Annotated in this window: 26 protein-coding genes; 12 read left to right on the forward strand and 14 right to left on the reverse strand. The window is 63.6% G+C overall.

Going from position 1 to position 20643, the window contains the following annotated elements:
• Positions 1-10: 10 nt before the first annotated feature.
• From tolR to KFF05_11800, 11 genes are all read right to left on the reverse strand, one after another.
• Positions 11-415 carry a protein TolR gene (tolR, locus tag KFF05_11750; protein UTW50624.1) on the reverse strand — a complete coding sequence of 135 codons (405 nt, stop codon included), beginning with the start codon at positions 413-415 and terminating at the stop codon, positions 11-13.
• 70 nt (positions 416-485) lie between these two features.
• Positions 486-1196, reverse strand: a complete 711-nt coding sequence (gene tolQ / locus KFF05_11755) for a protein TolQ (protein ID UTW50625.1) — start codon at positions 1194-1196, stop codon at positions 486-488.
• 25 nt (positions 1197-1221) lie between these two features.
• Positions 1222-1626, reverse strand: coding sequence for a tol-pal system-associated acyl-CoA thioesterase (gene ybgC / locus KFF05_11760; protein UTW53685.1), 405 nt, complete (start codon positions 1624-1626; stop codon positions 1222-1224).
• Positions 1627-1655: 29 nt separating this feature from the next.
• Complete coding sequence (gene ruvB / locus KFF05_11765; protein ID UTW50626.1) at positions 1656-2711, reverse strand: Holliday junction branch migration DNA helicase RuvB; 1056 nt, start codon at positions 2709-2711, stop codon at positions 1656-1658.
• Between the two features lie 6 nt (positions 2712-2717).
• Positions 2718-3377, reverse strand: coding sequence for a Holliday junction branch migration protein RuvA (gene ruvA, locus KFF05_11770; GenBank protein UTW50627.1), 660 nt, complete (start codon positions 3375-3377; stop codon positions 2718-2720).
• Positions 3374-3886, reverse strand: coding sequence for a crossover junction endodeoxyribonuclease RuvC (gene ruvC / locus KFF05_11775; GenBank protein UTW50628.1), 513 nt, complete (start codon positions 3884-3886; stop codon positions 3374-3376). Before ruvC ends, ruvA begins: the two co-directional genes overlap by 4 nt.
• 46 nt (positions 3887-3932) lie before the next feature.
• On the reverse strand, positions 3933-4676 hold the full coding sequence (locus tag KFF05_11780; GenBank protein UTW50629.1) for a YebC/PmpR family DNA-binding transcriptional regulator: 744 nt from the start codon (positions 4674-4676) through the stop codon (positions 3933-3935).
• Between the two features lie 167 nt (positions 4677-4843).
• On the reverse strand, positions 4844-5671 hold the full coding sequence (locus KFF05_11785) for a YmdB family metallophosphoesterase (GenBank protein ID UTW50630.1): 828 nt from the start codon (positions 5669-5671) through the stop codon (positions 4844-4846).
• A 52-nt stretch (positions 5672-5723) separates the two neighbouring features.
• The gene (locus tag KFF05_11790) at positions 5724-6305 is read right to left on the reverse strand and encodes a 5-formyltetrahydrofolate cyclo-ligase (protein UTW50631.1); all 582 of its coding nucleotides are present in this window, start codon (positions 6303-6305) and stop codon (positions 5724-5726) included.
• Positions 6306-6551: 246 nt separating this feature from the next.
• Positions 6552-6887 carry a cell division protein ZapA gene (zapA, locus tag KFF05_11795; protein UTW50632.1) on the reverse strand — a complete coding sequence of 112 codons (336 nt, stop codon included), beginning with the start codon at positions 6885-6887 and terminating at the stop codon, positions 6552-6554.
• 14 nt (positions 6888-6901) lie between these two features.
• Complete coding sequence (locus KFF05_11800) at positions 6902-7105, reverse strand: hypothetical protein (GenBank protein ID UTW50633.1); 204 nt, start codon at positions 7103-7105, stop codon at positions 6902-6904.
• 267 nt (positions 7106-7372) lie between these two features.
• On the opposite strand from KFF05_11800, the gene gap reads away from it, so the two are divergent.
• From gap to KFF05_11845, 9 genes are all read left to right on the forward strand, one after another.
• Positions 7373-8380, forward strand: a complete 1008-nt coding sequence (gap, locus tag KFF05_11805) for a type I glyceraldehyde-3-phosphate dehydrogenase (protein UTW50634.1) — start codon at positions 7373-7375, stop codon at positions 8378-8380.
• Positions 8381-8394: 14 nt separating this feature from the next.
• Positions 8395-8841, forward strand: a complete 447-nt coding sequence (locus KFF05_11810) for a hypothetical protein (GenBank protein UTW50635.1) — start codon at positions 8395-8397, stop codon at positions 8839-8841.
• Positions 8834-9496, forward strand: coding sequence for a thiamine phosphate synthase (gene thiE, locus KFF05_11815; protein UTW50636.1), 663 nt, complete (start codon positions 8834-8836; stop codon positions 9494-9496). The genes KFF05_11810 and thiE overlap by 8 nt, the downstream gene beginning before the upstream one ends.
• Positions 9497-9585: 89 nt before the next feature.
• Complete coding sequence (gene efp, locus KFF05_11820) at positions 9586-10155, forward strand: elongation factor P (GenBank protein ID UTW50637.1); 570 nt, start codon at positions 9586-9588, stop codon at positions 10153-10155.
• Between the two features lie 53 nt (positions 10156-10208).
• Complete coding sequence (locus tag KFF05_11825) at positions 10209-11012, forward strand: inositol monophosphatase (GenBank protein UTW50638.1); 804 nt, start codon at positions 10209-10211, stop codon at positions 11010-11012.
• Between the two features lie 259 nt (positions 11013-11271).
• Complete coding sequence (locus KFF05_11830) at positions 11272-12276, forward strand: OmpA family protein (GenBank protein UTW50639.1); 1005 nt, start codon at positions 11272-11274, stop codon at positions 12274-12276.
• Positions 12277-12339: 63 nt separating this feature from the next.
• Positions 12340-13446 carry a flagellar motor protein MotA gene (locus KFF05_11835; protein ID UTW50640.1) on the forward strand — a complete coding sequence of 369 codons (1107 nt, stop codon included), beginning with the start codon at positions 12340-12342 and terminating at the stop codon, positions 13444-13446.
• A 66-nt stretch (positions 13447-13512) separates the two neighbouring features.
• Positions 13513-14748 (forward strand): peptidoglycan -binding protein, encoded by a 1236-nt coding sequence (locus KFF05_11840; GenBank protein UTW50641.1) that lies wholly within the window; start codon positions 13513-13515, stop codon positions 14746-14748.
• Positions 14749-14761: 13 nt separating this feature from the next.
• A complete protein-coding gene (locus KFF05_11845) occupies positions 14762-15967 on the forward strand; it encodes an MFS transporter (GenBank protein ID UTW50642.1) in 1206 nt (401 codons plus the stop codon).
• Here the strand turns inward: KFF05_11845 and cyaY are convergent.
• Positions 15938-16270: an iron donor protein CyaY gene (cyaY, locus tag KFF05_11850; GenBank protein UTW50643.1), complete on the reverse strand. Its 333-nt coding sequence runs from the start codon at positions 16268-16270 to the stop codon at positions 15938-15940. The two genes, KFF05_11845 and cyaY, sit on opposite strands and share 30 nt — an antisense overlap.
• Before the next feature lie 120 nt (positions 16271-16390).
• Here cyaY and rpmE point away from each other — a divergent pair, with 120 nt between their 5' ends.
• The 3 genes from rpmE to KFF05_11865 all read left to right on the forward strand — a co-directional run bounded on the left by rpmE (position 16391) and on the right by KFF05_11865 (position 19476).
• Positions 16391-16618 (forward strand): 50S ribosomal protein L31, encoded by a 228-nt coding sequence (gene rpmE / locus KFF05_11855; protein UTW50644.1) that lies wholly within the window; start codon positions 16391-16393, stop codon positions 16616-16618.
• Positions 16619-16931: 313 nt separating this feature from the next.
• Positions 16932-18797, forward strand: coding sequence for an adenylate/guanylate cyclase domain-containing protein (locus tag KFF05_11860; protein ID UTW50645.1), 1866 nt, complete (start codon positions 16932-16934; stop codon positions 18795-18797).
• 223 nt (positions 18798-19020) lie between these two features.
• Positions 19021-19476 carry an Hsp20 family protein gene (locus KFF05_11865; protein ID UTW50646.1) on the forward strand — a complete coding sequence of 152 codons (456 nt, stop codon included), beginning with the start codon at positions 19021-19023 and terminating at the stop codon, positions 19474-19476.
• 68 nt (positions 19477-19544) lie between these two features.
• On the opposite strand, the gene KFF05_11870 is transcribed toward KFF05_11865, so the two are convergent.
• Positions 19545-19991 (reverse strand): acyl-CoA thioesterase, encoded by a 447-nt coding sequence (locus KFF05_11870; protein ID UTW50647.1) that lies wholly within the window; start codon positions 19989-19991, stop codon positions 19545-19547.
• Positions 19988-20440 carry an acyl-CoA thioesterase gene (locus tag KFF05_11875; GenBank protein UTW50648.1) on the reverse strand — a complete coding sequence of 151 codons (453 nt, stop codon included), beginning with the start codon at positions 20438-20440 and terminating at the stop codon, positions 19988-19990. Before KFF05_11875 ends, KFF05_11870 begins: the two co-directional genes overlap by 4 nt.
• Between the last annotated feature and the right edge of the window lie 203 nt (positions 20441-20643).

The raw sequence follows: 20643 nt of genomic DNA on the forward strand, positions 1-20643 counted from the left end.
GGGCCCCGACTTACTTCTTGGCAGGCGGGCGTTTCGCCGCCTTGCCCGGTTCCTGCGCGATCAACGCCACGCGCCGGTAGCCGGCTGCATTGATCTGTCCCATCACCGCCATGACACGTCCGTAATTGATGGCCCTATCCCCTCTGACGAAAATCCGAATGTCCGGATTATTGCCGGTGATAGCGTGCAATCTTGGCACCAATGTGTCCAAGTCAACGGCCGTGTCCTGAATATAAATCTGCCCGCCGGCGTCGACGCTGACAGCCAACGGCTCATCCTGGCCGCTGACGGCGCCCGCCTTGGTGTCCGGCAGGTCGACCTGAACCCCCACGGTCAGCAGCGGCGCCGTGACCATGAAGATGATGAGCAGGACCAGCATCACGTCGACGAACGGCGTAACGTTGATGTCGCTCATCAGCGCCCGGTTCTTGCGCCGTCGGCGCGAGGTCCGCTGTATGGTGACGGCCACGTTCCCGCTCCCCGCCCTAAGTGTCCAGCTCGCGCGACAGGATCGCTGAGAATTCGCCCGAGAAGTTTTCGAGCCGCCCGGCATACCGGTCCAGATCGCGGGAGAATTTGTTGTAGGCGATGACCGCCGGGATCGCAGCAAGAAGACCCAGCGCCGTGGCGAATAGGGCCTCGGCAATGCCGGGTGCGACCACCGCAAGCGACGTATTCTTTGAAATAGCGATCGACTGGAACGAATTCATGATGCCCCAGACCGTGCCGAACAGGCCGATGAAGGGGGCCGTGTTGCCCGTGGTCGCCAGGAACGTGAGATAACGTTCGGCGCGGTCCATTTCCCGGTCGGCGGTGATCTGCATGACCCGCTCGATGCGCTGGGCCAGAGTCGTCGACCCTCCACCGCCGTTCGACGAGGCGCGCCGCCATTCCCGCATGGCGGCGGCGAACACGGCGGACATGGGATCCATGGGCCGGCTGCCGATCTTGTCATACAGGCTGTCGAGGCTGTCGCCGGACCAGAAGCGATCCTCGAACTTGTCGGTTCGTTTGTTCAGGCGGCGCACGGACAACATTTTTTCAAAGATGATCGCCCAGCACCAAATCGATGCCGACACCAGCATGATGATCACCGCCTTGACCACCAGGTCGGCCTTCATGAACAGCGCCACGACCGAGAAATCCAGGTTCGTCGACCCCGCCAGGGCCATGGCTTCGACCGCTTGATTTTCCATCTTTGTCCGTCTCGTTCCGTTTTTCTTAAGCCTCGCCGCCGACGTCGGCGATCCGGGCCATTTCAATTCGCACTTCGGCCGGCAGGCGCACGGGCCGTCCGGCCGTGTTCATACAGGCGAGGGTCAGGCTCATCTGCACCAGGTCGTCATCGCCCCGGCGCACCACTTGGGCCATCTCCACGGTCGCCCCCCGCACCGCCAGCACCCGCGTTTCGACGCTAAGGGCATCGTCCAGCCGCGCCGGCTTCAGGTATTCGGCACTGACCCGGCGCACGGCAAGCGCGACGCCCTTCTGCGCCAAAATCGCGGAATTTTCAAATCCCAGTTCACGCAACAGCTCCGTCCGCGCGCGTTCCGCATAGCGCAAGTAGTTGGCGTAATAGACGATGCCGCCGGCGTCCGTATCCTCGTAATAAACACGCACGGGCATGCGGTGGCAGGGCGTTTCTCCTGTTCCGATCACCCGTCATCCTCCGTCCCACTTGTGGCGGAAAGAAGGTCAAGTTGCGGCGCACCCGGCGGCAGGTCGAGGCCCAGATGCCGGAACGTCTCCGGCGTCACGGCACGGCCGCGCGGCGTACGCATCAATAACCCCTGCTGGATCAGGAAGGGCTCGATCACTTCCTCGATGGTGTCTCGCTGTTCCGACAGGGCGGCGGCCAAGGTTTCGACGCCGACCGGCCCACCGCCGTAATTGCCGCAAATACAGGTCAGATAGCGGCGGTCCATGGCGTCGAGCCCGCGCTGATCGACCTCAAGCCGCGTCAGGGCCGCATCGGCGATCCGAGCATCCACGGATCCGGCCCCGTCGACGGCGGCAAAATCGCGGACCCGGCGCAGCAATCTGCCCGCGACCCGCGGCGTTCCGCGGGACCGGCGGGCGATTTCCAGCGCCCCCTCGGACGTCAAGTCCAGGCCCAGCAATGCCGCCCCCCGGCGTACGATACCCTCGAGTGCTTCCGGGCTATAAAAATTGAGCCGCACGGGAATACCGAAACGGTCGCGCAGCGGTGTCGTGATCAGGCCCGAACGGGTCGTCGCCCCGACCAGGGTGAAGGGCGGCAGATCAATGCGCACGGAGCGCGCCGCCGGCCCCTCGCCGATAATGAGGTCGAGCTGATAATCCTCCATCGCCGGATAGAGGATTTCCTCGACAATCGGGCTGAGGCGGTGGATTTCGTCGATGAACAGAACATCGCGCGGCTGCAGATTGGTGAGGATCGCTGCAAGGTCGCCCGCCTTGGCGACCACGGGGCCCGAGGTGGCGCGGAAGCCCACACCCAGTTCGCGGGCGACGATCTGCGCCAGGGTCGTCTTGCCCAGCCCCGGGGGGCCGAAGAACAGGACATGGTCCATGGCTTCGCCGCGCGACCGCGCGGCCTCGATGAACACCTTCAGGTTTTCGCGCGCCTGGTCCTGGCCGACGAAATCGTCAAGCGCCTGGGGCCGCAGGCCGGGATCAGCGGCAAAGTCGTCTTCCACGACTTCCGGCTGGATCATGCGTTCCTCGGCCATTGTCGCTTACGCCCCCCGCCGCTGGTCGCTCGGGGCAAGCTCGGCCAGCCCGGCACGGATCAGGGCCTCCAGGGTCAAGGCGGCCTCCGACGCCTGGGCGGCGCGGGACACCGCCCCCAAGGCTTCCGACGGCGTATAGCCGAGGTTGACCAAGGCCGACGCCGCATCGCGCAGCAGATCCTGCGCCGCATCACCGGCGGAAACCGGCTTGGCCGCACCCGGGGCTGGTGCCGCACCGCCCTTGGCCGCCACCGGACCCAGGGCCAAGGCACCGACCTTGTCCTTCAATTCATGGAGAATGCGCTGCGCCAGCTTGGGCCCGACACCCGGCGCGCGGCAGATCGCCGCCTTGTCACCGGCCGCGATGGCCTGCAGCAGCATGTCGCCGGTCAGCGCCGACAGCATGGCGAGGGCAACCTTGGCGCCCACACCCTGCACGGTGGTCAACAGGCGAAACCAGTCCTGTTCATCGGCGCGCAGAAAACCGTAAAGATGGATATGGTCTTCACGCACGTGGGTTTCGATGAACAACGCCACCGCCTCCCCCTGCCCCATCTGCGACAGGGTCCGCGACGACGCGTGCACCAGATAGCCGACCCCGTTCACGTCGATCACGGCGGTGTCAGTGCCGACGGCATCGACAAAGCCTTTGAGCCGCGCGATCACCGGGCCGCTCCCGCCATGGCGGCGTTCGACACATGGCCCGGGGCCGTGCGGTGATGGGCATGACAGATGGCGACGGCCAGGGCATCGGCGCTATCGGCACTTTTGAAGGCCGCCCCCGGCAAAAGCGTGCGCACCATCATCTGGACCTGTTCCTTGGCCGCATGGCCGGTGCCGACCACGGTCTTCTTCACCAGGTTGGGGGTGTATTCGAACACCGGCAGACCGGCCAAGGCCGGTACCAGCATGGAAATGCCGCGGGCCTGGCCCAGTTTCAGGGTCGTCGTCGGGTTGGTGTTGACGAAGGTTTCCTCGACCGCCGCCTCGGCCGGGGCCATGGCGCGGATGACCTCGACCAGCCCGTCGTGAAGTTGCACCAGGCGTTCGGCAAGGCTGGCCTTCGGATCGGAGGAAACAACACCGTCGGCGACATAGCGAAGCCGGTTGCCGGCGTGTTCGATGACGCCCCATCCGGTGTTCTTCAACCCCGGGTCAAACCCGATCAGCCGCATCCGTGTTCCATTCCGCTCCGTATCCCTGTGGCGTCCGCTTTACGGTTTAAGCGCTCAGCCTTTCCATGATCTCGTCGTCGACCTCGAAGTTGGCGGCGACGCGCTGCACGTCGTCGTTGTCTTCCAACGCATCGATCAGCTTCAGCAATGTCTGCGCCGTGCCTTCGTCGACGGAGATGGAATTCTGCGGCTTCCAGGCCAGGCGCGCCTCTTCCGGCTCACCAAAGCGTTCTTCGAGCGCGTCGCGCACGGCGGCGAAATCGTCAGGCTGGCAGGTGATGGTGTGGTTTTCGTCATCCGATTCCACATCCTCCGCGCCCGCTTCCAGCGCCCCTTCGAACATGGCCTCGGCGCCGGCGACGTCGGCCGGATAGGTAATCTGGCCGACCCGGTCGAACATGAAGGCGACGCTGCCCGTCTCGCCCAGGTTGCCGCCGTTCTTGGAGAAGGCGGTGCGTACTTCCGAGGCCGTGCGGTTGCGGTTGTCGGACAGGGCCTCGACGATCACGGCGACGCCGCCCGGGCCGTAGCCTTCGTAGCGGATTTCCTCGTAATTCTCGGCATCCGAGCCCTGTGCCTTTTGGATCGCCCGATTGATGACGTCGTTGGGCATGTTCAGGGCCTTGGCGTTGGCAACGGCCAAACGCAGGGCGGCATTGAAGTTGGGATCGGGGCCTTGGCGCGCGGCGACCGTCACTTCGCGGCCCAGTTTGGCAAAGACCTTCGCCCGCTTGGCGTCCTGACGGCCTTTGCGGTGCATGATGTTCTTAAATTTGGAATGACCAGCCATTTTGGCGGGAACCCCCTATATGTCGTGGCGATTCGTCGGGATTATACCCAAATGATGGGACCGGCGCGAGTGTCACCGGCAATGAAGCTAGGCCCGCAATATGGCAAGATTTCGTCCGCCGTGAAAGGCCGCAGGCCGTGGAAAAGGTTGATTTCCTGGTTAACCGGTTATCCCGGCACCGCCGGTGCCAGGCGGCCGCCCAGGCGCACGGGCTCCGCCCGCGTCGCCAGACCCGTGCCATCGTCGGTTTCCAGGTACATGGCGCAGAAGGTCGCCTCGCCGCTCGCGGGCTCCAACCGGCCCTGCGGCAGCTTGGTGGTGAACCGCGCCGTGGCGTTTTCCTTCTGCATGCCGATCACGGAATCATAATCACCGGTCATGCCGAGGTCGGTCTGATAGGCCGTGCCGCCCTTGAACACCTGGGCATCCGCCGTCGGCACATGGGTGTGGGTCCCGACCACCGCCGACACCCGGCCGTCCAGGAAATGGGCCATGGCCATCTTTTCCGACGACGCCTCGCCGTGCAGGTCGAGCAGGATGGCATCGACGTTGCCGCGCCCGATGGCCGCCCCCAGGCGATGGTTCTTCAAGGCCTCGTCCACCCCGGCGAAGGGATCGTCGAGCGGGTCCATGAACAAACGGCACATGGCGTGCACGACCATGACCTTGCGGCCGTCCCTGGTCTCGAACACGCCGGCCCCCTTGCCGGGCGTGCCGGCGGGAAAATTCAGGGGACGCAGCAAGCGGTCGTCGCCATCGATGTAATTCATGATCTCGCGCTGATCCCACACATGGTTGCCCGTGGTGATGACATCCGCCCCCTGGGCGTACAGATCGTTGCAGATCGCCTCGGTAATGCCGAAACCATGGGCCGCGTTCTCACCGTTGACGACGACGAAGTCGAGGTCCAGTTGCGCGCGCAGGGCCGGCAGATGTTTGGCCACAGCGTCCCGGCCACTACGGCCGACCACATCCCCGACAATCATGATTTTCATAAACTGACCTTAATACCTAGTGCCTTGGCCCCAAAATGCCTCGCCGGGACCGTTAATGCGTAATTTTAATGATGTCGTCCTCGGTCACGACCCAGTCAAGGCGTGCGTCGTAATGGTCGCGCGGCACGGCGTCAACTTCCTGGGCCGAATAACCGACCCCGACAGCGGCAACGGGCGTGCCGGAATTTCGCAGTTCGGCCAAGGTCCGGTCATAGAATCCACCACCCCAGCCAAGCCGATACCCGGCCCGGTCGAAGGCAAGCAGCGGCACCAGAAGCAAATCAGGGCGCACGTCCGCCGCTCCGTCCGACGGATGACGGGTGCCGAACACGCCGTTCGTCAGCTTCGCCCCCGGTGTCCAGGCCCGGAACCGAAGCGGCTGTGCCTTACCCACGACCACGGGCAGACAGCCCTGCCAGCCGTTCGCAGCCATGGCCAGGATGGCCGGCAGCACATCCATTTCGTCCTGCATGGCGAGATAACCCGACACCCACCCCGGTGTCAGCGCCTGGGCCAAAGCCACGGCATGACAGGCAACGGCAGTGGCGGCGGCGCTCCCTTGGTCGGCGTGCGCGCGCGTGCGCCGGGCGGCGGCTTCTTTGCGCAGGAGACGCTTTTGCTTGAGGAGATCCATAATGATTTGATGACGGGACCCGAAATTCGGGTGCCGTAACAATGCCCAAGACGAAAAAAGTCGGCGGTGCCGCAGTAGCCGTCGGCGTTAAGATCCTCCGTGGCCTGCTCTCAACAGGTTGGGCACCGTGATACCGAGCGTCCAGGACGAACCCGTGCAACCCGGCAGGGACAGCACCCTTAAAGGACGCATCGCCCCAGGGATAATGTGCCTAACGCGCTCCGCAGCGCTCCGCCTGAGCGGAAGTTAGGCTTGTTCAAGCCCCACGGCAATGCCTTCGATGCGGTCGGCGATACTTTCCAGGGTGCGGCTGACCTTTTCCTCGGATTCGATAAGCCGGGCGACGCCTTCACTTTTGCGGCTGATCGACTCCAATTCCGCATAGGCGTCGGACAATTCGTCGGCGAGAAGCAGGCTGACCATGACCAGAAGCCGGGCATCCCCGGCCTGGCCGACGGCAGCAACCAGTTCCTGAACCCGATTGTCGACATACTTGCCGAGCCGCGACAGGTGCGCTTCCTGCCCGTCATCGCAGGCGACCTGGTACTGACGTCCGTTAATGGTGACGGTGACATGAGCCATGACGTGATCCGCCCCTAGCCTTCGAGGACTTTTTCAAGGCGGCCGATGGCGCCGTCGAGACGCCCCTTGACCTCCTCGGTCACGGTCTGCAGACGGGCGTTCTCCGCCCGCAATGCCGCCGTGTCGCCGCCGCCCTCGGCCGCGGCGGTGCCGCGTGCTTGAACAGCCTTTTCCAGGCGCGACAAGGCGCCTTCCAACCGCTCGAATGCGCGGTCCACTCGCGATGCTTTACTGATGGTCGCCACAAACACCCCCCGACCCAACTAAGAAAATATAATTGCCTTAGTGGGTAAAAATTTTATGAAGAATAGGTGCCTATGCACATAAGTTCAACCACCACATCAATTGGATGGCATTGCGCCCCGGACAACCGGGCGTTCGCGGGTTTACAGAGGGCGGTGGGTAGCCTATATGCTCGCCCCGGACAGAGGCTTCCATCGCAGGGGCCTCAAGGCAGGAAATTCAACAAATTTACGGAGGCATTCATGGCGGTTCGGGTTGCGATCAACGGGTTCGGAAGAATTGGTCGTTTGGTTCTTCGGGGCATTTTGGAATCGCGGCGTAACGACATCGAAGTCGTCGCCATCAACGACCTGGGCTCACCCGAAATGAATGCCCACCTTCTTAAATACGATTCCGTGCACGGGCCGCTAGGCATGGACGTGTCGGTCGCAGGCGACGTCATGAACGTCGGCGCCGGGCCGATCAAGGTGACGGCCGAGCGTAATCCCGCAGATCTGCCCTGGAAGGAACTGGGCATCGACGTGGCCCTGGAATGCACCGGTCTGTTCACCGACCGCGACAGCGCCGCCAAGCACCTGGACGCGGGTGCCGCCAAGGTTCTGGTCTCGGCCCCGGCCTCGGGCGTCGATCTGACCGTCGTCTACGGCGTCAACCACGACAAGCTGGAAGCCGGCCACACGGTCGTTTCCAATGCGTCCTGCACGACCAACTGCCTGGCCCCCGTGGCCGACGTGCTGCACAAACTGGTCGGCATCGAAAAGGGCTATATGACGACGATCCACGCCTACACCGGCGATCAGCGTCCGCTAGACACCCTGCATTCGGACCCCCGCCGGGCGCGCGCCTGCGCCGTGTCCATGATCCCGACCTCGACCGGTGCGGCCAAGGCCGTCGGCCTGGTGCTGCCGGAACTGAAGGGCAAGCTGGACGGCACCGCGATCCGCGTGCCGACCCCCAACGTGTCGCTGATCGACCTGACCTTCACGGCCGGGCGTTCGACCACGGCCGAGGAAATCAACGCGGCCATGCTGGAGGCCTCCAACGGCCGGCTCAAGGGCGTGCTTGCCTACAACACCGAGCCCCTGGTCTCCATCGACTTCAACCATAATCCTGCAAGCTCGAGCTTCGATTCCACCCAGACCCAGGTGATCGACGGCAACTTCGTGCGCGTGCTCAGCTGGTACGACAACGAATGGGGCTTCTCCAACCGCATGCCGGACACCGCGCTGGCCATGCATGGTGCGAAATAAGCGACGGGTTTGAGATGACGGGGGGCGCGACCAGGCAACCGGCCGCTCCCCCGGCATCCGTCGTTATCCACGACCTGAACCACGCAATACAGGCGCTGAGCGCCGCCCGCCGCACGGGCCGTCCCGTGCATCTGGTCAGCGCACCCGGCGCCGCCGGCTATCTCGGCCCCGCCCTGTTCAAACAAATCATCGACCAAGCCCGCGCCGCCGAACCGGTGGCCCATGCCACGGCCTGCCTTGATTGCGCGGACGAACCGGGCACGGCCCTGGACGCCATCAGGTTGGGCGTCGAAGCCGTGTCCCTGTCGGCCGCCCCCGAGGTTCTGGCCAAAATCGAGAGTGCGGCAATTGCGGCCGGCGCCAAGGTGGCCAACCGGCCTGCGCAGGCATTGGATATGGCGGACGCCGACGCCGATCAGCGGCTCGACACTTGGCTCACGGGAGAATTCCAACATGGCTGACAATGATGACGGCTGCCTGCTCTACCTGGTCACGCCCCCTGCCTTCGACCCGAACGTCTTCGCGGGCGATCTGGCGGCGGCGCTCGACGCCGGTCCCGTCGGCGCCGTGCAGTTGCGCCTGAAGGCCCCGGACGGCACCCCCGACAGCGACGACGACATCCGCCGCGCCGCCGATATCCTGCTGCCCGTCTGCCGCGACCGTGGCGTGCCGCTGATTTTGAACGACCGCCCCGACCTGGCGGCGGAAACCGATTGCGACGGCGTCCATGTGGGCCAGGGCGACGCGTCTTACCGGGACGCCCGCAAAACCCTGGGCGACAGGCGCATCGTCGGCGTGACCTGCCATGCATCCCGCCATCTGGCCATGGAAGCAGGTGAAGCTGGGGCCGACTACGTCGCCTTCGGCGCGTTCTTCCCGACCGGCACCAAGGAAGTCACTCATCACGCGGATATCGACCTGCTGCGCTGGTGGAGCGAGATTTTCGTCGTGCCCTGCGTCGCCATCGGCGGCATCACGGCCGACAATTGCGGCCCCCTGGTCGCCGCGGGTGCTGACTTCCTGGCCGTGGTCTCCGGGGTCTGGCAGCATGCGCAAGGACCCGCCGCCGCGGTCTCCGCCTTCAACAAGGTAATTGCCGATACCCAACGCCCCTGACGGCGGCGTTGGGCCGTTGCTATGCACGAAACAAACTGGTAGCTTCCGCGCCGCTTTCACCCCCTATCAACATATAAACGGGCACGGACATGAAAATCGACGGCAACGCCATTCGACCCGGTATGGTCATCGAACATCAGGGACGCCTGTGGCGCGCGGTCAAGATCGCCCATACGCAGCCCGGCAAGGGTGGCGCCTATCTTCAGGTGGAATTGCGCGAACTGCGCGACGGCACCAAGCTGAACGAACGCTTCCGCTCGTCGGAAAAGGTCGAACGCGCGACCCTGGAACAGAAGGAATATCAATTCCTGTTTTCCGACGGCGAAATGTTCACCTTCATGGACAACGAAAATTACGAACAGGTCGTCCTGAACAGCGATCAGATCGGTGAGGATCAGACCCCCTATCTGCAGGACGGCATGGAAGTGACCATCGAAAGCCACGACGGCGACCCGATCGGCGTTCAACTGCCTGACCGGGTGACCCTGACCGTGGTCGAAACCGAAGCCGTGGTCAAAGGCCAGACGGCGGCGTCGAGCTACAAACCGGCGCTTTTGGACAACGGTGTGCGCACCAGCGTGCCGCCGCATATCGAGACCGGCACCCGCATCGTCGTCAACCCCGCCGAAGGCACCTATGTCGAGCGGGCCAAGGACTAGGCTTCGGCTGCGTTCTTCCCGCCCCTTTCCGATCGCTTGAAACAAGGCCCGCCATGCTGCGCACGCCCCTGATAAACGTCATGACCGCCGCCGCCCAAAAGGCGGCGCGGGGCCTGATCCGCGATTTCGGCGAGGTCGAACACCTCCAGGTCTCGAAGAAGGGCCCGGCCGACTTCGTCTCGACCGCCGACCGCAAGGCCGAGAAGATCCTGTTCGAAGAACTTCAGCGCGCGCGCCCCAAGTACGGTTTCCTGATGGAAGAACGCGGCGCGGTCGAGGGCATCGACACTTCGAATCGCTGGATCATCGACCCCTTGGACGGCACCACCAACTTCCTGCACGGCATTCCCCAGTTCGCCATCTCCATCGGCCTGGAACGTGACGGCCAGATCTTCGCCGGCGTCGTCTACAACCCGATCACGGACGAGATGTTCGTCGCCGAAAAGGGCCAGGGCGCCTTTCTCAACGGGCGGCGCCTGCGCGTCTCGGCGCGCCGAGACATTGCCGAATCCCTGTTCGCGACGGGTATTCCCTTCGTCGGCCGGGGCAACCACGACCTGTTTCTGAACCAGCTGCGCGCGATCATGGCCGTGTCCGCCGGCGTACGGCGCAACGGTGCGGCCTCGCTTGATCTGGCCTGGGTCGCCGCCGGGCGCTTCGAAGGGTTCTGGGAACAGAACCTGCAACCCTGGGACATGGCGGCAGGCATGATCCTGGTCGCCGAAGCGGGCGGTTTCGTCACCGACCTTTCGGGCGGTCGCGACATCTTCCAGCGCGGCGACATCGCCGCCGGCAACGACGCCATGCATCCAGTCATGCTGAAAACCCTGGCCGGTGCCGGCGCGGCGGCCACCTGACCCATTCCCGCCCCCGTCGAAGGGCTGTTTTCAGGCGCCCCGAAAGCGTCATATTTAGCTGATTTCATGCAAGGGCTTTACGGTTGTCCAGCGCATCGCCGTTGGTTAAGGTGATCGCCTTGGTTTCCGCCGCAGGCCGGAGGGTCCCCGGACCATCCCGGCGGAGGAACGCCAAGCCTGCCGCAAACGGGATACACACACCCGAGCACGACAACGGGCCGGAAGACGACAACAGGGAAGAATGGGGAGTGACCGTCCGATGACATCCTCACGTTTTTTGACCGGGCTTTTGGTCATTGCCGTGGCGCCGCTGGCGCTGGCATCAGGCCCGGTCGAGGCACAGGTGAGCAACTACGCGGACGGTGCCGTGACCATCGACATGGGCGCCCTGCCCGGCGGCGGATACGGCCACACCGTGGACATATCGTCGGAACCGGCCGCCCCCGCCTATGGCGGCGGACTGCGCCTGCCGGGCGCAAGCCGGCCGACCTCTCAGTTGTTCGTCGCCCCTGAAAAATCCGCCCCCATCCGCAAATTGAAGGTGACCCGCGCCGAGGCCGCGCCGGCTCCGCGCACCAGCCGCATGGAAGCAGAGATGCGCCCGCCCGCCGCCAAGGCGCCGCCGCCGCCCATGCCGTCAAAACCATCACCCGCGCCGGCCCCCGCCGCCGATGCCCCGGCACAGCTGACGGCTGCCGCACCGACGCCGCCCGCCGCACCGACGCCCCCCGGCACGGCACCGAACACGAAAACAGCCGGTGCGCCGCCGCCTACCCCCAAGGTCGAGGCAGTGAAGGACACCGCGGACAAGGCACCCCCGCCGCCCCCGCCCGCAACCGCTCCGGGCGCCGCCGTTCCGCCGCCCCCGCCACCGCCCGCCACGGCCATGGCTGTGCCCACGCCGCCGGAGCCCAAGGCGGAAAGCACCGCGTCCCTGACGGCCGGCGAAGACGGCCGGCTAATCCGCGTGGTGTTTGACGAAAGCCAGTCGAAACTGCCCGACACCGCCAAGCCGAACCTGCTCAAGCTGGCAGATCAGGTAAAAGACCAGCGCGACGTCCGGCTGCAGCTTCAGGCCTATGCCGGGGGTGACGATCTGAAATCCAACCGGGCCCGCCGCCTGTCCCTGTCCCGCGCCCTTTCCGTGCGCTCTTTTCTGATCGAAAGCGGCATCCGCTCGACCCGGATCGATGTACGGGCTCTCGGCGACAAGACTTCCGACGAGCCCAAGAACCGGGTCGACATCACCCTGGCCCCGCGTTGACGGCACCGTCGGGTTCCGCGTGACGTCCGTGCCTCCGAAAGGACCTCGTAAGGGCTTCCCTACATGACGCGCCCCAACCGATACCTGCTCAGGATGATCCTGTTCCTCGGCGCTGTTCTCGCCGTCTGCGCTCCCCTGTTCCAACCGCTGCGTGATGCCTTCCTGGCTAATGCCCCCCTAAACGGCGGCATCCTGGCGGTGCTGGCGTTGGGCATCGCCTATAACTTCCTGCAGGTCGCGCGCCTGAAGCCCGAGGTCGAATGGGTGGAAAGCTACCGCCGTGACGGCGCGCAGTTGTCACAGCCGAGCCCACCCCGCCTGCTCGGCCCCATGGCAAGTATGCTGGGGCAGCGTTCCGGCCGCCTGACACTCTCGACCACATCACTGCGCACCTTGCTTGACGGTCTGGTTTCGCGCCTTGACGAATCACGCGATATTTCGCGCTACATCATCGGCCTGCTGATCTTCCTGGGATTGCTCGGCACCTTTTGGGGGCTTCTCGAAACGGTCGCCTCGGTCAAGGACGTGATCGTTGGCCTGACCGTCGACGGCGGCGACATCAATGGGACCTTCGAAAAGCTGAAACACGGCTTGGAAACGCCGTTGTCCGGCATGGGCACGGCCTTTTCATCATCCCTGTTCGGGTTGTCGGGTTCGCTCATCCTAGGCTTCCTCGACCTGCAAGCCGGCCAAGCGCAGAACCGTTTCTATAATGATCTGGAAGAGTGGCTGTCGAGCCTGACCCGCTTGTCGTCGGGGGCTCTTTCCGGCGACGGCGATCAGTCCATGCCCGCCTATGTACAGGCGCTGCTGGAACAATCGGCGGAGAACCTGGAGAACCTGCAGCGCACCCTGTCCCGCGGTGAGGAAAGCCGCGCCGAGGCCAACCAAGGCATCCTGAACCTGACCGATAAACTGGACACCCTGACCGATCACCTGCGTGCGCAGCAGCAGCTGATGAAGGACATGGCCCAGAGCATGAACCGGAGCGACGGCGGAGGCATGGATGCGGAAACCAGGACCAGCATCCGCAACCTGGACCGCGCGGTGACCCGTCTGGCCGACGACGTCAGCCACGGCCGCGACGAAATCATCAAGGAGGTGCGGTCCGAGATCAAACTTCTGGCCCGCACCATGGCCAACATCGCCGACGGCGAATATGACCGCTGACGCCGTGACGCCGGCTCTCTGCCCCCGTCACATCCCAGCGGCTCCCCGGCAAGGGAAGACGTAACCATGGCAAGCCTCGCCAGGCGCCACGAAAGATCAACCAACATCTGGCCCGGCTTCGTCGACGCCCTGGCGACGCTGCTGATGGTCATTATCTTCCTGTTGCTGATCTTCATCATGGCCCAGGTCTTTCTGGGGCAGGCATTGACCGGGCGCGATCAGGCGCTGCGCAAGCTGGAGGGCGAGATCAGCGAACTGGCGAGCCTATTGGCCCTGGAACGCAAGACCACGGACAGCCTGCGCGCCGATGTCAGCCGCCTGTCGAGTGAATTGGAAGTCTCGGTCGGCGAACGCGAACGGCTGAGCGCCAGCGTTGCCGGACTGCGTATGCGCGCGGAATCGGCGGAACAGCAACTTGTCGATGCCATGGTTTCCATGGAAGCCAGCCGCCAGACCATCGGCCGCCTGGAAACCTCGTTGGCGGACACCCAGAAGACGCTCGCTGTCCGCGAGGAGGAACTGGCTGAACGCGTGCAGCGCCTGAACAGCCTGGCGCGCGAGATCGAGGCCCTGACGGCGCTTCGCGACGAATTGACCGCGAAGGTTATGGAACTCGGCAAACAGGCCAATGAAAAAGGCGAGGCGCTGATCAACGAGCGCAACATTTCGGAATCCGCCCGCGCCCAGGTCGCCCTGATGAACCGCCAGTTGGCGGCGCTCCGCGAGCAGTTGGCGACGCTTGAGGCGACGCTCCGCGCGGCCGAAGAAAAGGCCCAGTCGCAGGGTGTGCAGATCGAAAGCTTGGGCAAACGGCTTAACGCCGCGCTGGCGTCCAAGGTGCAGGAACTCAGCCGCTACCGTTCGGAATTCTTCGGCCGCCTGCGCGAAGTTCTCGGCAACCGGCCCGGCATCCGCATCGTCGGCGACCGCTTCGTGTTCCAGTCGGAGGTTCTGTTCGACGTCGCCTCGGCCGAACTGGGCCCGGCGGGCAAGGAACAGATGAGCGCGCTGGCTCAGACCCTCAAAGAACTGGTCGTAAAAATCCCCGAGGACATTGACTGGGTGCTCCGCGTCGACGGACATACGGATAAAACGCCAATTTCCACGGCCCGCTTCCCCTCCAACTGGGAATTGTCGGCGGCGCGCGCCATCTCCGTGGTCAAATACCTGATCGACCAGGGACTTCCCCCCGTCCGTCTGGTCGCCGCCGGGTTCGCAGCCAACCGGCCCATCGATCAAGGCGCGGATGAAATCGCCCTTCGGCGAAACCGCCGGATCGAACTCAAACTGACCCAGCGCTGATCGGCCAACCAGAATGCTCGCTATTTTCCTGATCGTCGTCGTCGATCTTATCGGTTTCGGTATCATCATTCCGCTGCTGCCGTTCTACGGCGAGCATTTCCAGGCCGACCCGCAGACCGTGGGCCTGCTGATGGCGACCTATTCCCTGGCACAGTTCATTTCAGCCCCCCTGTGGGGGCGGCTCAGCGATCATGCCGGACGGCGCCCGGTCCTGCTCCTTAGCCTTGCCGGGGCGGCCGCGGCCTATGTCTGGCTGGCCTTCGCCGACGCGCTGTGGATGCTGTTCATGGCGCGCGCCCTGGGCGGCCTTATGGCCGGCAACATATCGGCTGCCTTCGCCTACATGGCCGACATCACGACCAAGGAGAACCGCGCCAAGGGCATGGGCTTGATCGGCGCCGCCTTCGGCATCGGCTTCATCCTGGGCCCCGCCATCGGCGGCATCCTGGCCGGACCGGACCCGCTGACCGCCGATTACCGCAGCCCGGCCCTGGCCGCCGCCGGTCTGTCGATACTCGCCCTTCTGCTTGGGCTGGTGAAACTGCCGGAATCCCTGTCTGCCGAGGTCCGCGCCCGCGCGGCGGCGATGCCGCGCCGGCGGCGTCTGGCGCAGTTCACGGATGCCTTAAGACTGCCTGGGGTGGGACTGCTAATGCTGCTGGGGTTCCTCGCGACCTTCGTATTCGCGGGCCTGGAAACCACCTTCGCCATGTGGTCCCGACGTGCCTTTGACTGGGGCCCGGAACAAAACGGCTGGTTGTTTGCCTATGTCGGTGTGCTGTCTGCGGCGGTCCAAGGCGGCCTGATGGGCCGTCTCGCCAAACGTTTCGGCGAACGGGCATTGCTGATCCAGGGGGCTATCGCCCTCGCCCTCGGCATCGGCGCCATCCCCTTCTGCAGCCAGGTCTGGCATCTGCTGATTGCCATGGCCATCGCGGCCTACGGCTTCAGCGTCATCAATCCGGCCTACAACAGTTTGATTTCACAACAGGTTCCCGACACGGACCAGGGCGGCGTGATGGGCGTGACACGATCGGTGACGACCATGGCACGCGTCCTCGGCCCGGCCTGGGCTGGCATGCTGTTCGCCCAGATCGGGCGGGACTGGCCCTATTACTCAGGCGCCCTGGTGATGGCGGCGGTGCTGCTCCTGGCCCTCGCCATTCCGGCTGGACTGCGCCCCGCCCCGTCATCGCAGACGGACGGCGACCCCCGTTGACGCCTTGAGTTCGGCCACCAGTTTCTCGTCCAGGAATTCACCCGACCGCGTGCAGCGCCACTGTTCCTTGTCCGTGTCAAAATCATAATGGGTGGCACCGCTGACCGGCGACGACATCCAAATTTGGCGGTTGGGCGCGTGCTTGTTGATGACGTACTGACCGCCCGTATCCAATTCGATGGTCAGGATGCCGCCTTCCAGGTCCACGTCGGCCTGATCGCCGATCACCGCCTCGATCGCATCCATGAACGATTCCAAGGTCTTGTCGGCGATGTGCGTGAATGACGTGTCGTCCAGGGACATATGGGGAGACTCCTTGAGTTTAGGTCGAAAAGGCCAGCGGACCAGCGGGGATTCATGAAACCTTGCGCATGGCAGGTCAGGTCTGTATATAGAGCGCCACTTTTGCCGGAGCCAAGCCAAATGAAAAAAGATATCCACCCGGACTACCACGAAATCACCGTTCAGATGACGGATGGTAGCTCGTTCACGACGCGCAGCACCTGGGGCAACCCCGGCGATGTGCTGAAGTTGGAAGTCGACCCGAAGAGCCATCCGGCTTGGACGGGCGGCGGACACCGCCTGGTTGATGCCGGCGGTCGCCTTGCGCGTTTCAACAAGCGGTTCGGGAACAGCGGCCTGAAGATGTAGGAAGCCGTCCCTTCGGGGGCGGTTGCCGGCACTGGCCGGAACCTGGATCGACGTGCACAAGGGCGCACCCCAAGGGCGCGCCCTTTTCCGTGCACAATTCCAGGGATAAGAGGGTTAAAATCAACCCCTCCCATAGCATGAACAGCTATGCTAACTTTTATGCAATCGGGTAGGGAAATGTTTACCTGCCCGCATCAAAATTGCTCTTCTGGGAAGTACCGAAGCATCCGGTAGCCCCGTTCGACCGGGGAAGGCGACTTGCGGCTACGACGGTAATTCGGTCTGATTAATGGGGAGCGGCTGGGTAACGGCCATGGCAAGACACATTCATTTCGAGGTCCACGTGCAGCAGGCCGGCCGCTGGTCGATTCACGCCCAGTTCGGCGCCGCACAGCGTGAAAAGGCCATCGAAGAAGCCAAGAAGATCGAGAAGACGCCCGGTTTCGATGCCGTCAAGGTGGTCAAGGAAACCTATGACAGCGATATCGGCAACCACCAAGACACGACGATCTATCGTGGTCCCAAAGGCGCCGAGGAACACAAAGGCTTTCGCGACATCGGTAGCGGCAAGGCTGACGGCGGTGGTGGCGATGGCGGCGACTGGTCCATGTCGCGCGGTGACGACGACGATGATGATTATTACGACGATGACGACGACTCGCCGAAAAAGCGCCGCACCGCAAGTAATGCCAACAGCATCACCGCGACGGCGACGGCGGTCGTCATCAAGATGCTCATGTTGGCTTTGGTCAGTTTGCTGGTGTCGGGCGGTTTCGCGGTTGCCTTTTCCTGGTACTTCAGCGGCAAGATGCTGTTCGGCTACAAAATTTCCGGTGCGGTCGAAGCCAATGCCATCTTCCTGGTGTTTGTCGCCAGCTTCCTTCTGACCGCCTCGACCCTGGCGGTCACCTATCTCCGAAACATTCGGCTCAAGGGACGGCAGGCGCCCAGCAATATGCCCGTGCAACAGGCAGGCGGCGGCAGCAATGTGGCTTCCATCCTTGATCGGGCGGCATCGGCATTGGGGCAACCGCCGGCAAATACCATAGAAGTCGATACGGAAAAGCCCGAAGGCACGGTCGGCGATTGGCGCGAACAGGCCAAGGCCGAAGAGGCGGCCCGCGGCGAGACCGACGCCGCTGCCAACCAGCGCCTGCGCGAGGAATTGGAGAACGACGAGGCCAAGCGCGGCGTGACCCTGGAGGCCGACAAGTACGGCGGCGGTCAAGAACCGCAACCCATGCTCGACGCCGCCGGCGAAAAGCAGAAGGCCTACATGATGAAGTTCCTGGGCCAGCTTCTCGACGTCACGGGCCAGGACAAGAAAAAGCTCGATAATTTCACCAAGTTCGGGATCAATCTGTTCCTTGCTGGCGCCTGTGAATCCCTGTCGTCAAAACGCGACCTGGAACCTTCGACGCGGTCCCGCATTCTGGCCGACAGCGTCCAGGTCATGGGTTTCAAGAAATCCCATGCCGCGTCCTTCGCCGATCGCTACGAGGAATACCTGCTTCAGGATTCCCGCTACATGAGCATGTTCCAGGCAGGCCGCAACGCCATGGCCAACCACCTGACGGACAACGCCTCGGGCCCGTCCCACCTGAAAACGGCGCTGGAAGACTGGAACAAGCCGAAGCCGAAGGAAGCCCAGGCGCGGGTCGTCGCCGTGCTGTTCACGGATATCGCCGGCTCCACCGCGCTGACCCAGGAACTGGGCGATGCCGGGGCGCAGGAAGTCGTGCGCGCCCACAACAAGATCGTGCGCGAAAACCTGACCCGCTATCACGGCCGCGAGGTCAAGCACACGGGCGACGGCATGATGTGTTCATTCGATCAGCCGACCAATGCGGTCGAGGCGTCGATCGAGATCCAGAAGGAAACCATCCAACTTCGCGGATCAAACCCTGCCCTGCCGCTCAAGCTGAAGATCGGCATCAACGCGGGCGAGCCGATTGCCGAGGACAACGACCTGTTCGGCACCACGGTTCAGCTGGCGGCGCGCATCGTCGACAAGGCCCAGGCCGATCAGATCTTCGTGTCGGAAACCGTGCGTGGAATCTGCACCGGCAAGGGCATTTCCTTCAAATCCGCGGGCGGTTTCGCCATGAAGGGCTTCGACGGGGACGTCAATCTGTACGAGGTCATGTGGCAGTCCGGTAACGCGGCCAAGGCCTCTTAACCCTCTGACTTTCCCTGTGTTTTTCGGCGGAAAAATTTCCACCAGGGACTTGCGCGGGATTTTCCCCAAACCTATCTCATGCCTGGAAGCGGGTGCCCGAACGGGGCCCGCAAGACCTGAACCGCCCGACCCGCGCGGTTCGTTGGATTGGCCATTGCGGCGGTCCTAAACGGCAACGCGCGCTGGCGGGCACCATATCGCTTCGTTCAAGGAGGACTTGGTTATGCGTACCATCGATTTCACCCCCCTATTCCGTCATTCCGTCGGTTTTGATCGTCTCGAACGGTTGCTTGACAGCGCCATGCGCCACGACGACGGCAACTCCTATCCGCCCTACAACATCGAGCAATTGGGCGAAGACACCTACCGGATCACCATGGCCGTCGCCGGCTTCGGCGAGAACGACCTTGAGGTTACCGTCAACGACGGCACCCTGATCGTTACCGGCAAGCATGCGGATGTGAAGGACGAGAACGTCGTCTACGTTCACCGCGGCATCGCCGGCCGTGCGTTCGAACGCCGCTTCCAGCTTGCCGACCATATCGAGGTCAAGGGCGGCGCCCTTGAAAACGGCCTTCTGCACATCGAACTGGAACGCGTCGTTCCGGAAGAAAAGAAACCCCGCAAGATCGCGATCACGGGTGGGCAGAAGAAACTGTTCAGCCGCAAGGCCGCCTAATCTCACACTATTACGTCAGACGGAAGGGGCGCGTTCGGGAAACCGGGCGCGCCTTTTCTTTTGCCTGCTCAGCGGAACCGTTCGTAGACGGCCCGGGCGGCATCCGGCATGGGCACGGCGGTTTCCGCGTCCCGGTCCGAATAGACATGGATGAAATGCCCTGTGGCCGCAGGGGTGTCGCGGTCGGACGCACCGAACAGGCCGATCAGGAAGGTGACGCTGGAATTGCCCAGACATCCGACGCGGAGCCCCGCATGAACGGTTTCCGGATAACTGAGGGAGCGGTGGAAACGGCAGAGCGTTTCCACGGCGACCGGGGCGATGCGATGCCTGGCATAGTCGACGCCCGCTTCCTGCATCTGGAACTGCGTCACCACGGCCTCGACATAGCGGTTGTAGGCAACGTTGTTGGCGTGACCCAGCATGTCATTGTCGCCGAACCGGGTCGGAATCTCGATGCGGTAGGGATAGGCCGAAAGCGGCACTTGGCGCGGATCGGGTTCAGCTTCGCTCATTGTCCACCGTCCTTGGTGATGATTTTTTCCAGGGCCCTGCGAATGGCCACCGGGACCGGCGTCGGCCGGTCCGTCCGGCGGTCGACGAAGACGTGGACGAAATGGCCGGCAGCGGCGGCCGTGTCCTCGCCGTCCTTGAAGATGGCAATTTCGTAACGAACGCTGGAATTTCCCAACTTGCCGACCCGCAATCCCGCCGCCAGCTTTTCCGGAAAGGCCACGGGCTTGAAGAACCGGCAGGTCGTTTCAACCGCGAAGCCGACGACCGTGCCGTCATGGATATCCAGCCCGCCCACATCAATCAAATAGCTGTTCACCACCGTGTCGAAGTAGCTGTAATAGGTCACGTTGTTGACGTGGCCGTAGATGTCGTTGTCCATCCACCGGGTCTGGATCGGCAATACATGTGGATAGGCGGCGCGGGTTTCGGGGGTCTTTTCGTCGGCCATGGCGGGCGGGTCTTTTCGTTGAGGCGGGAAGTTCGAGAATACGGACCGGAATTGATTAAGGGCCGCCGGTTTGCCCAGCGGCCCTTTAATTATTTTATATGCCTCACACCTGTCAAACTCGCCTGAATGACAAGGGAAGCGTAGCCAGCCGCCCTATACCCGTCAACTGCAAAGGGTTATTGACAACCGTGAATTTACCCCGG

This window comes from bacterium SCSIO 12827 (assembly GCA_024397995.1).
Classification (GTDB): domain Bacteria; phylum Pseudomonadota; class Alphaproteobacteria; order Rhodospirillales; family Casp-alpha2; genus UBA1479.

Coding starts and splice junctions, on each gene's coding strand:
- tolR (UTW50624.1), bottom strand. CDS start 415: ATGAGCGACATCAACGTTACGCCGTTCGTCGACGTGATGCTGGTCCTG.
- tolQ (UTW50625.1), bottom strand. CDS start 1,196: ATGGAAAATCAAGCGGTCGAAGCCATGGCCCTGGCGGGGTCGACGAAC.
- ybgC (UTW53685.1), bottom strand. CDS start 1,626: ATGCCCGTGCGTGTTTATTACGAGGATACGGACGCCGGCGGCATCGTC.
- ruvB (UTW50626.1), bottom strand. CDS start 2,711: ATGGCCGAGGAACGCATGATCCAGCCGGAAGTCGTGGAAGACGACTTT.
- ruvC (UTW50628.1), bottom strand. CDS start 3,886: ATGCGGCTGATCGGGTTTGACCCGGGGTTGAAGAACACCGGATGGGGC.
- KFF05_11780 (UTW50629.1), bottom strand. CDS start 4,676: ATGGCTGGTCATTCCAAATTTAAGAACATCATGCACCGCAAAGGCCGT.
- KFF05_11785 (UTW50630.1), bottom strand. CDS start 5,671: ATGAAAATCATGATTGTCGGGGATGTGGTCGGCCGTAGTGGCCGGGAC.
- KFF05_11790 (UTW50631.1), bottom strand. CDS start 6,305: ATGGATCTCCTCAAGCAAAAGCGTCTCCTGCGCAAAGAAGCCGCCGCC.
- zapA (UTW50632.1), bottom strand. CDS start 6,887: ATGGCTCATGTCACCGTCACCATTAACGGACGTCAGTACCAGGTCGCC.
- gap (UTW50634.1), top strand. CDS start 7,373: ATGGCGGTTCGGGTTGCGATCAACGGGTTCGGAAGAATTGGTCGTTTG.
- KFF05_11810 (UTW50635.1), top strand. CDS start 8,395: ATGACGGGGGGCGCGACCAGGCAACCGGCCGCTCCCCCGGCATCCGTC.
- thiE (UTW50636.1), top strand. CDS start 8,834: ATGGCTGACAATGATGACGGCTGCCTGCTCTACCTGGTCACGCCCCCT.
- efp (UTW50637.1), top strand. CDS start 9,586: ATGAAAATCGACGGCAACGCCATTCGACCCGGTATGGTCATCGAACAT.
- KFF05_11825 (UTW50638.1), top strand. CDS start 10,209: ATGCTGCGCACGCCCCTGATAAACGTCATGACCGCCGCCGCCCAAAAG.
- KFF05_11830 (UTW50639.1), top strand. CDS start 11,272: ATGACATCCTCACGTTTTTTGACCGGGCTTTTGGTCATTGCCGTGGCG.
- KFF05_11835 (UTW50640.1), top strand. CDS start 12,340: ATGACGCGCCCCAACCGATACCTGCTCAGGATGATCCTGTTCCTCGGC.
- KFF05_11840 (UTW50641.1), top strand. CDS start 13,513: ATGGCAAGCCTCGCCAGGCGCCACGAAAGATCAACCAACATCTGGCCC.
- KFF05_11845 (UTW50642.1), top strand. CDS start 14,762: ATGCTCGCTATTTTCCTGATCGTCGTCGTCGATCTTATCGGTTTCGGT.
- cyaY (UTW50643.1), bottom strand. CDS start 16,270: ATGTCCCTGGACGACACGTCATTCACGCACATCGCCGACAAGACCTTG.
- rpmE (UTW50644.1), top strand. CDS start 16,391: ATGAAAAAAGATATCCACCCGGACTACCACGAAATCACCGTTCAGATG.
- KFF05_11860 (UTW50645.1), top strand. CDS start 16,932: ATGGCAAGACACATTCATTTCGAGGTCCACGTGCAGCAGGCCGGCCGC.
- KFF05_11865 (UTW50646.1), top strand. CDS start 19,021: ATGCGTACCATCGATTTCACCCCCCTATTCCGTCATTCCGTCGGTTTT.
- KFF05_11870 (UTW50647.1), bottom strand. CDS start 19,991: ATGAGCGAAGCTGAACCCGATCCGCGCCAAGTGCCGCTTTCGGCCTAT.
- KFF05_11875 (UTW50648.1), bottom strand. CDS start 20,440: ATGGCCGACGAAAAGACCCCCGAAACCCGCGCCGCCTATCCACATGTA.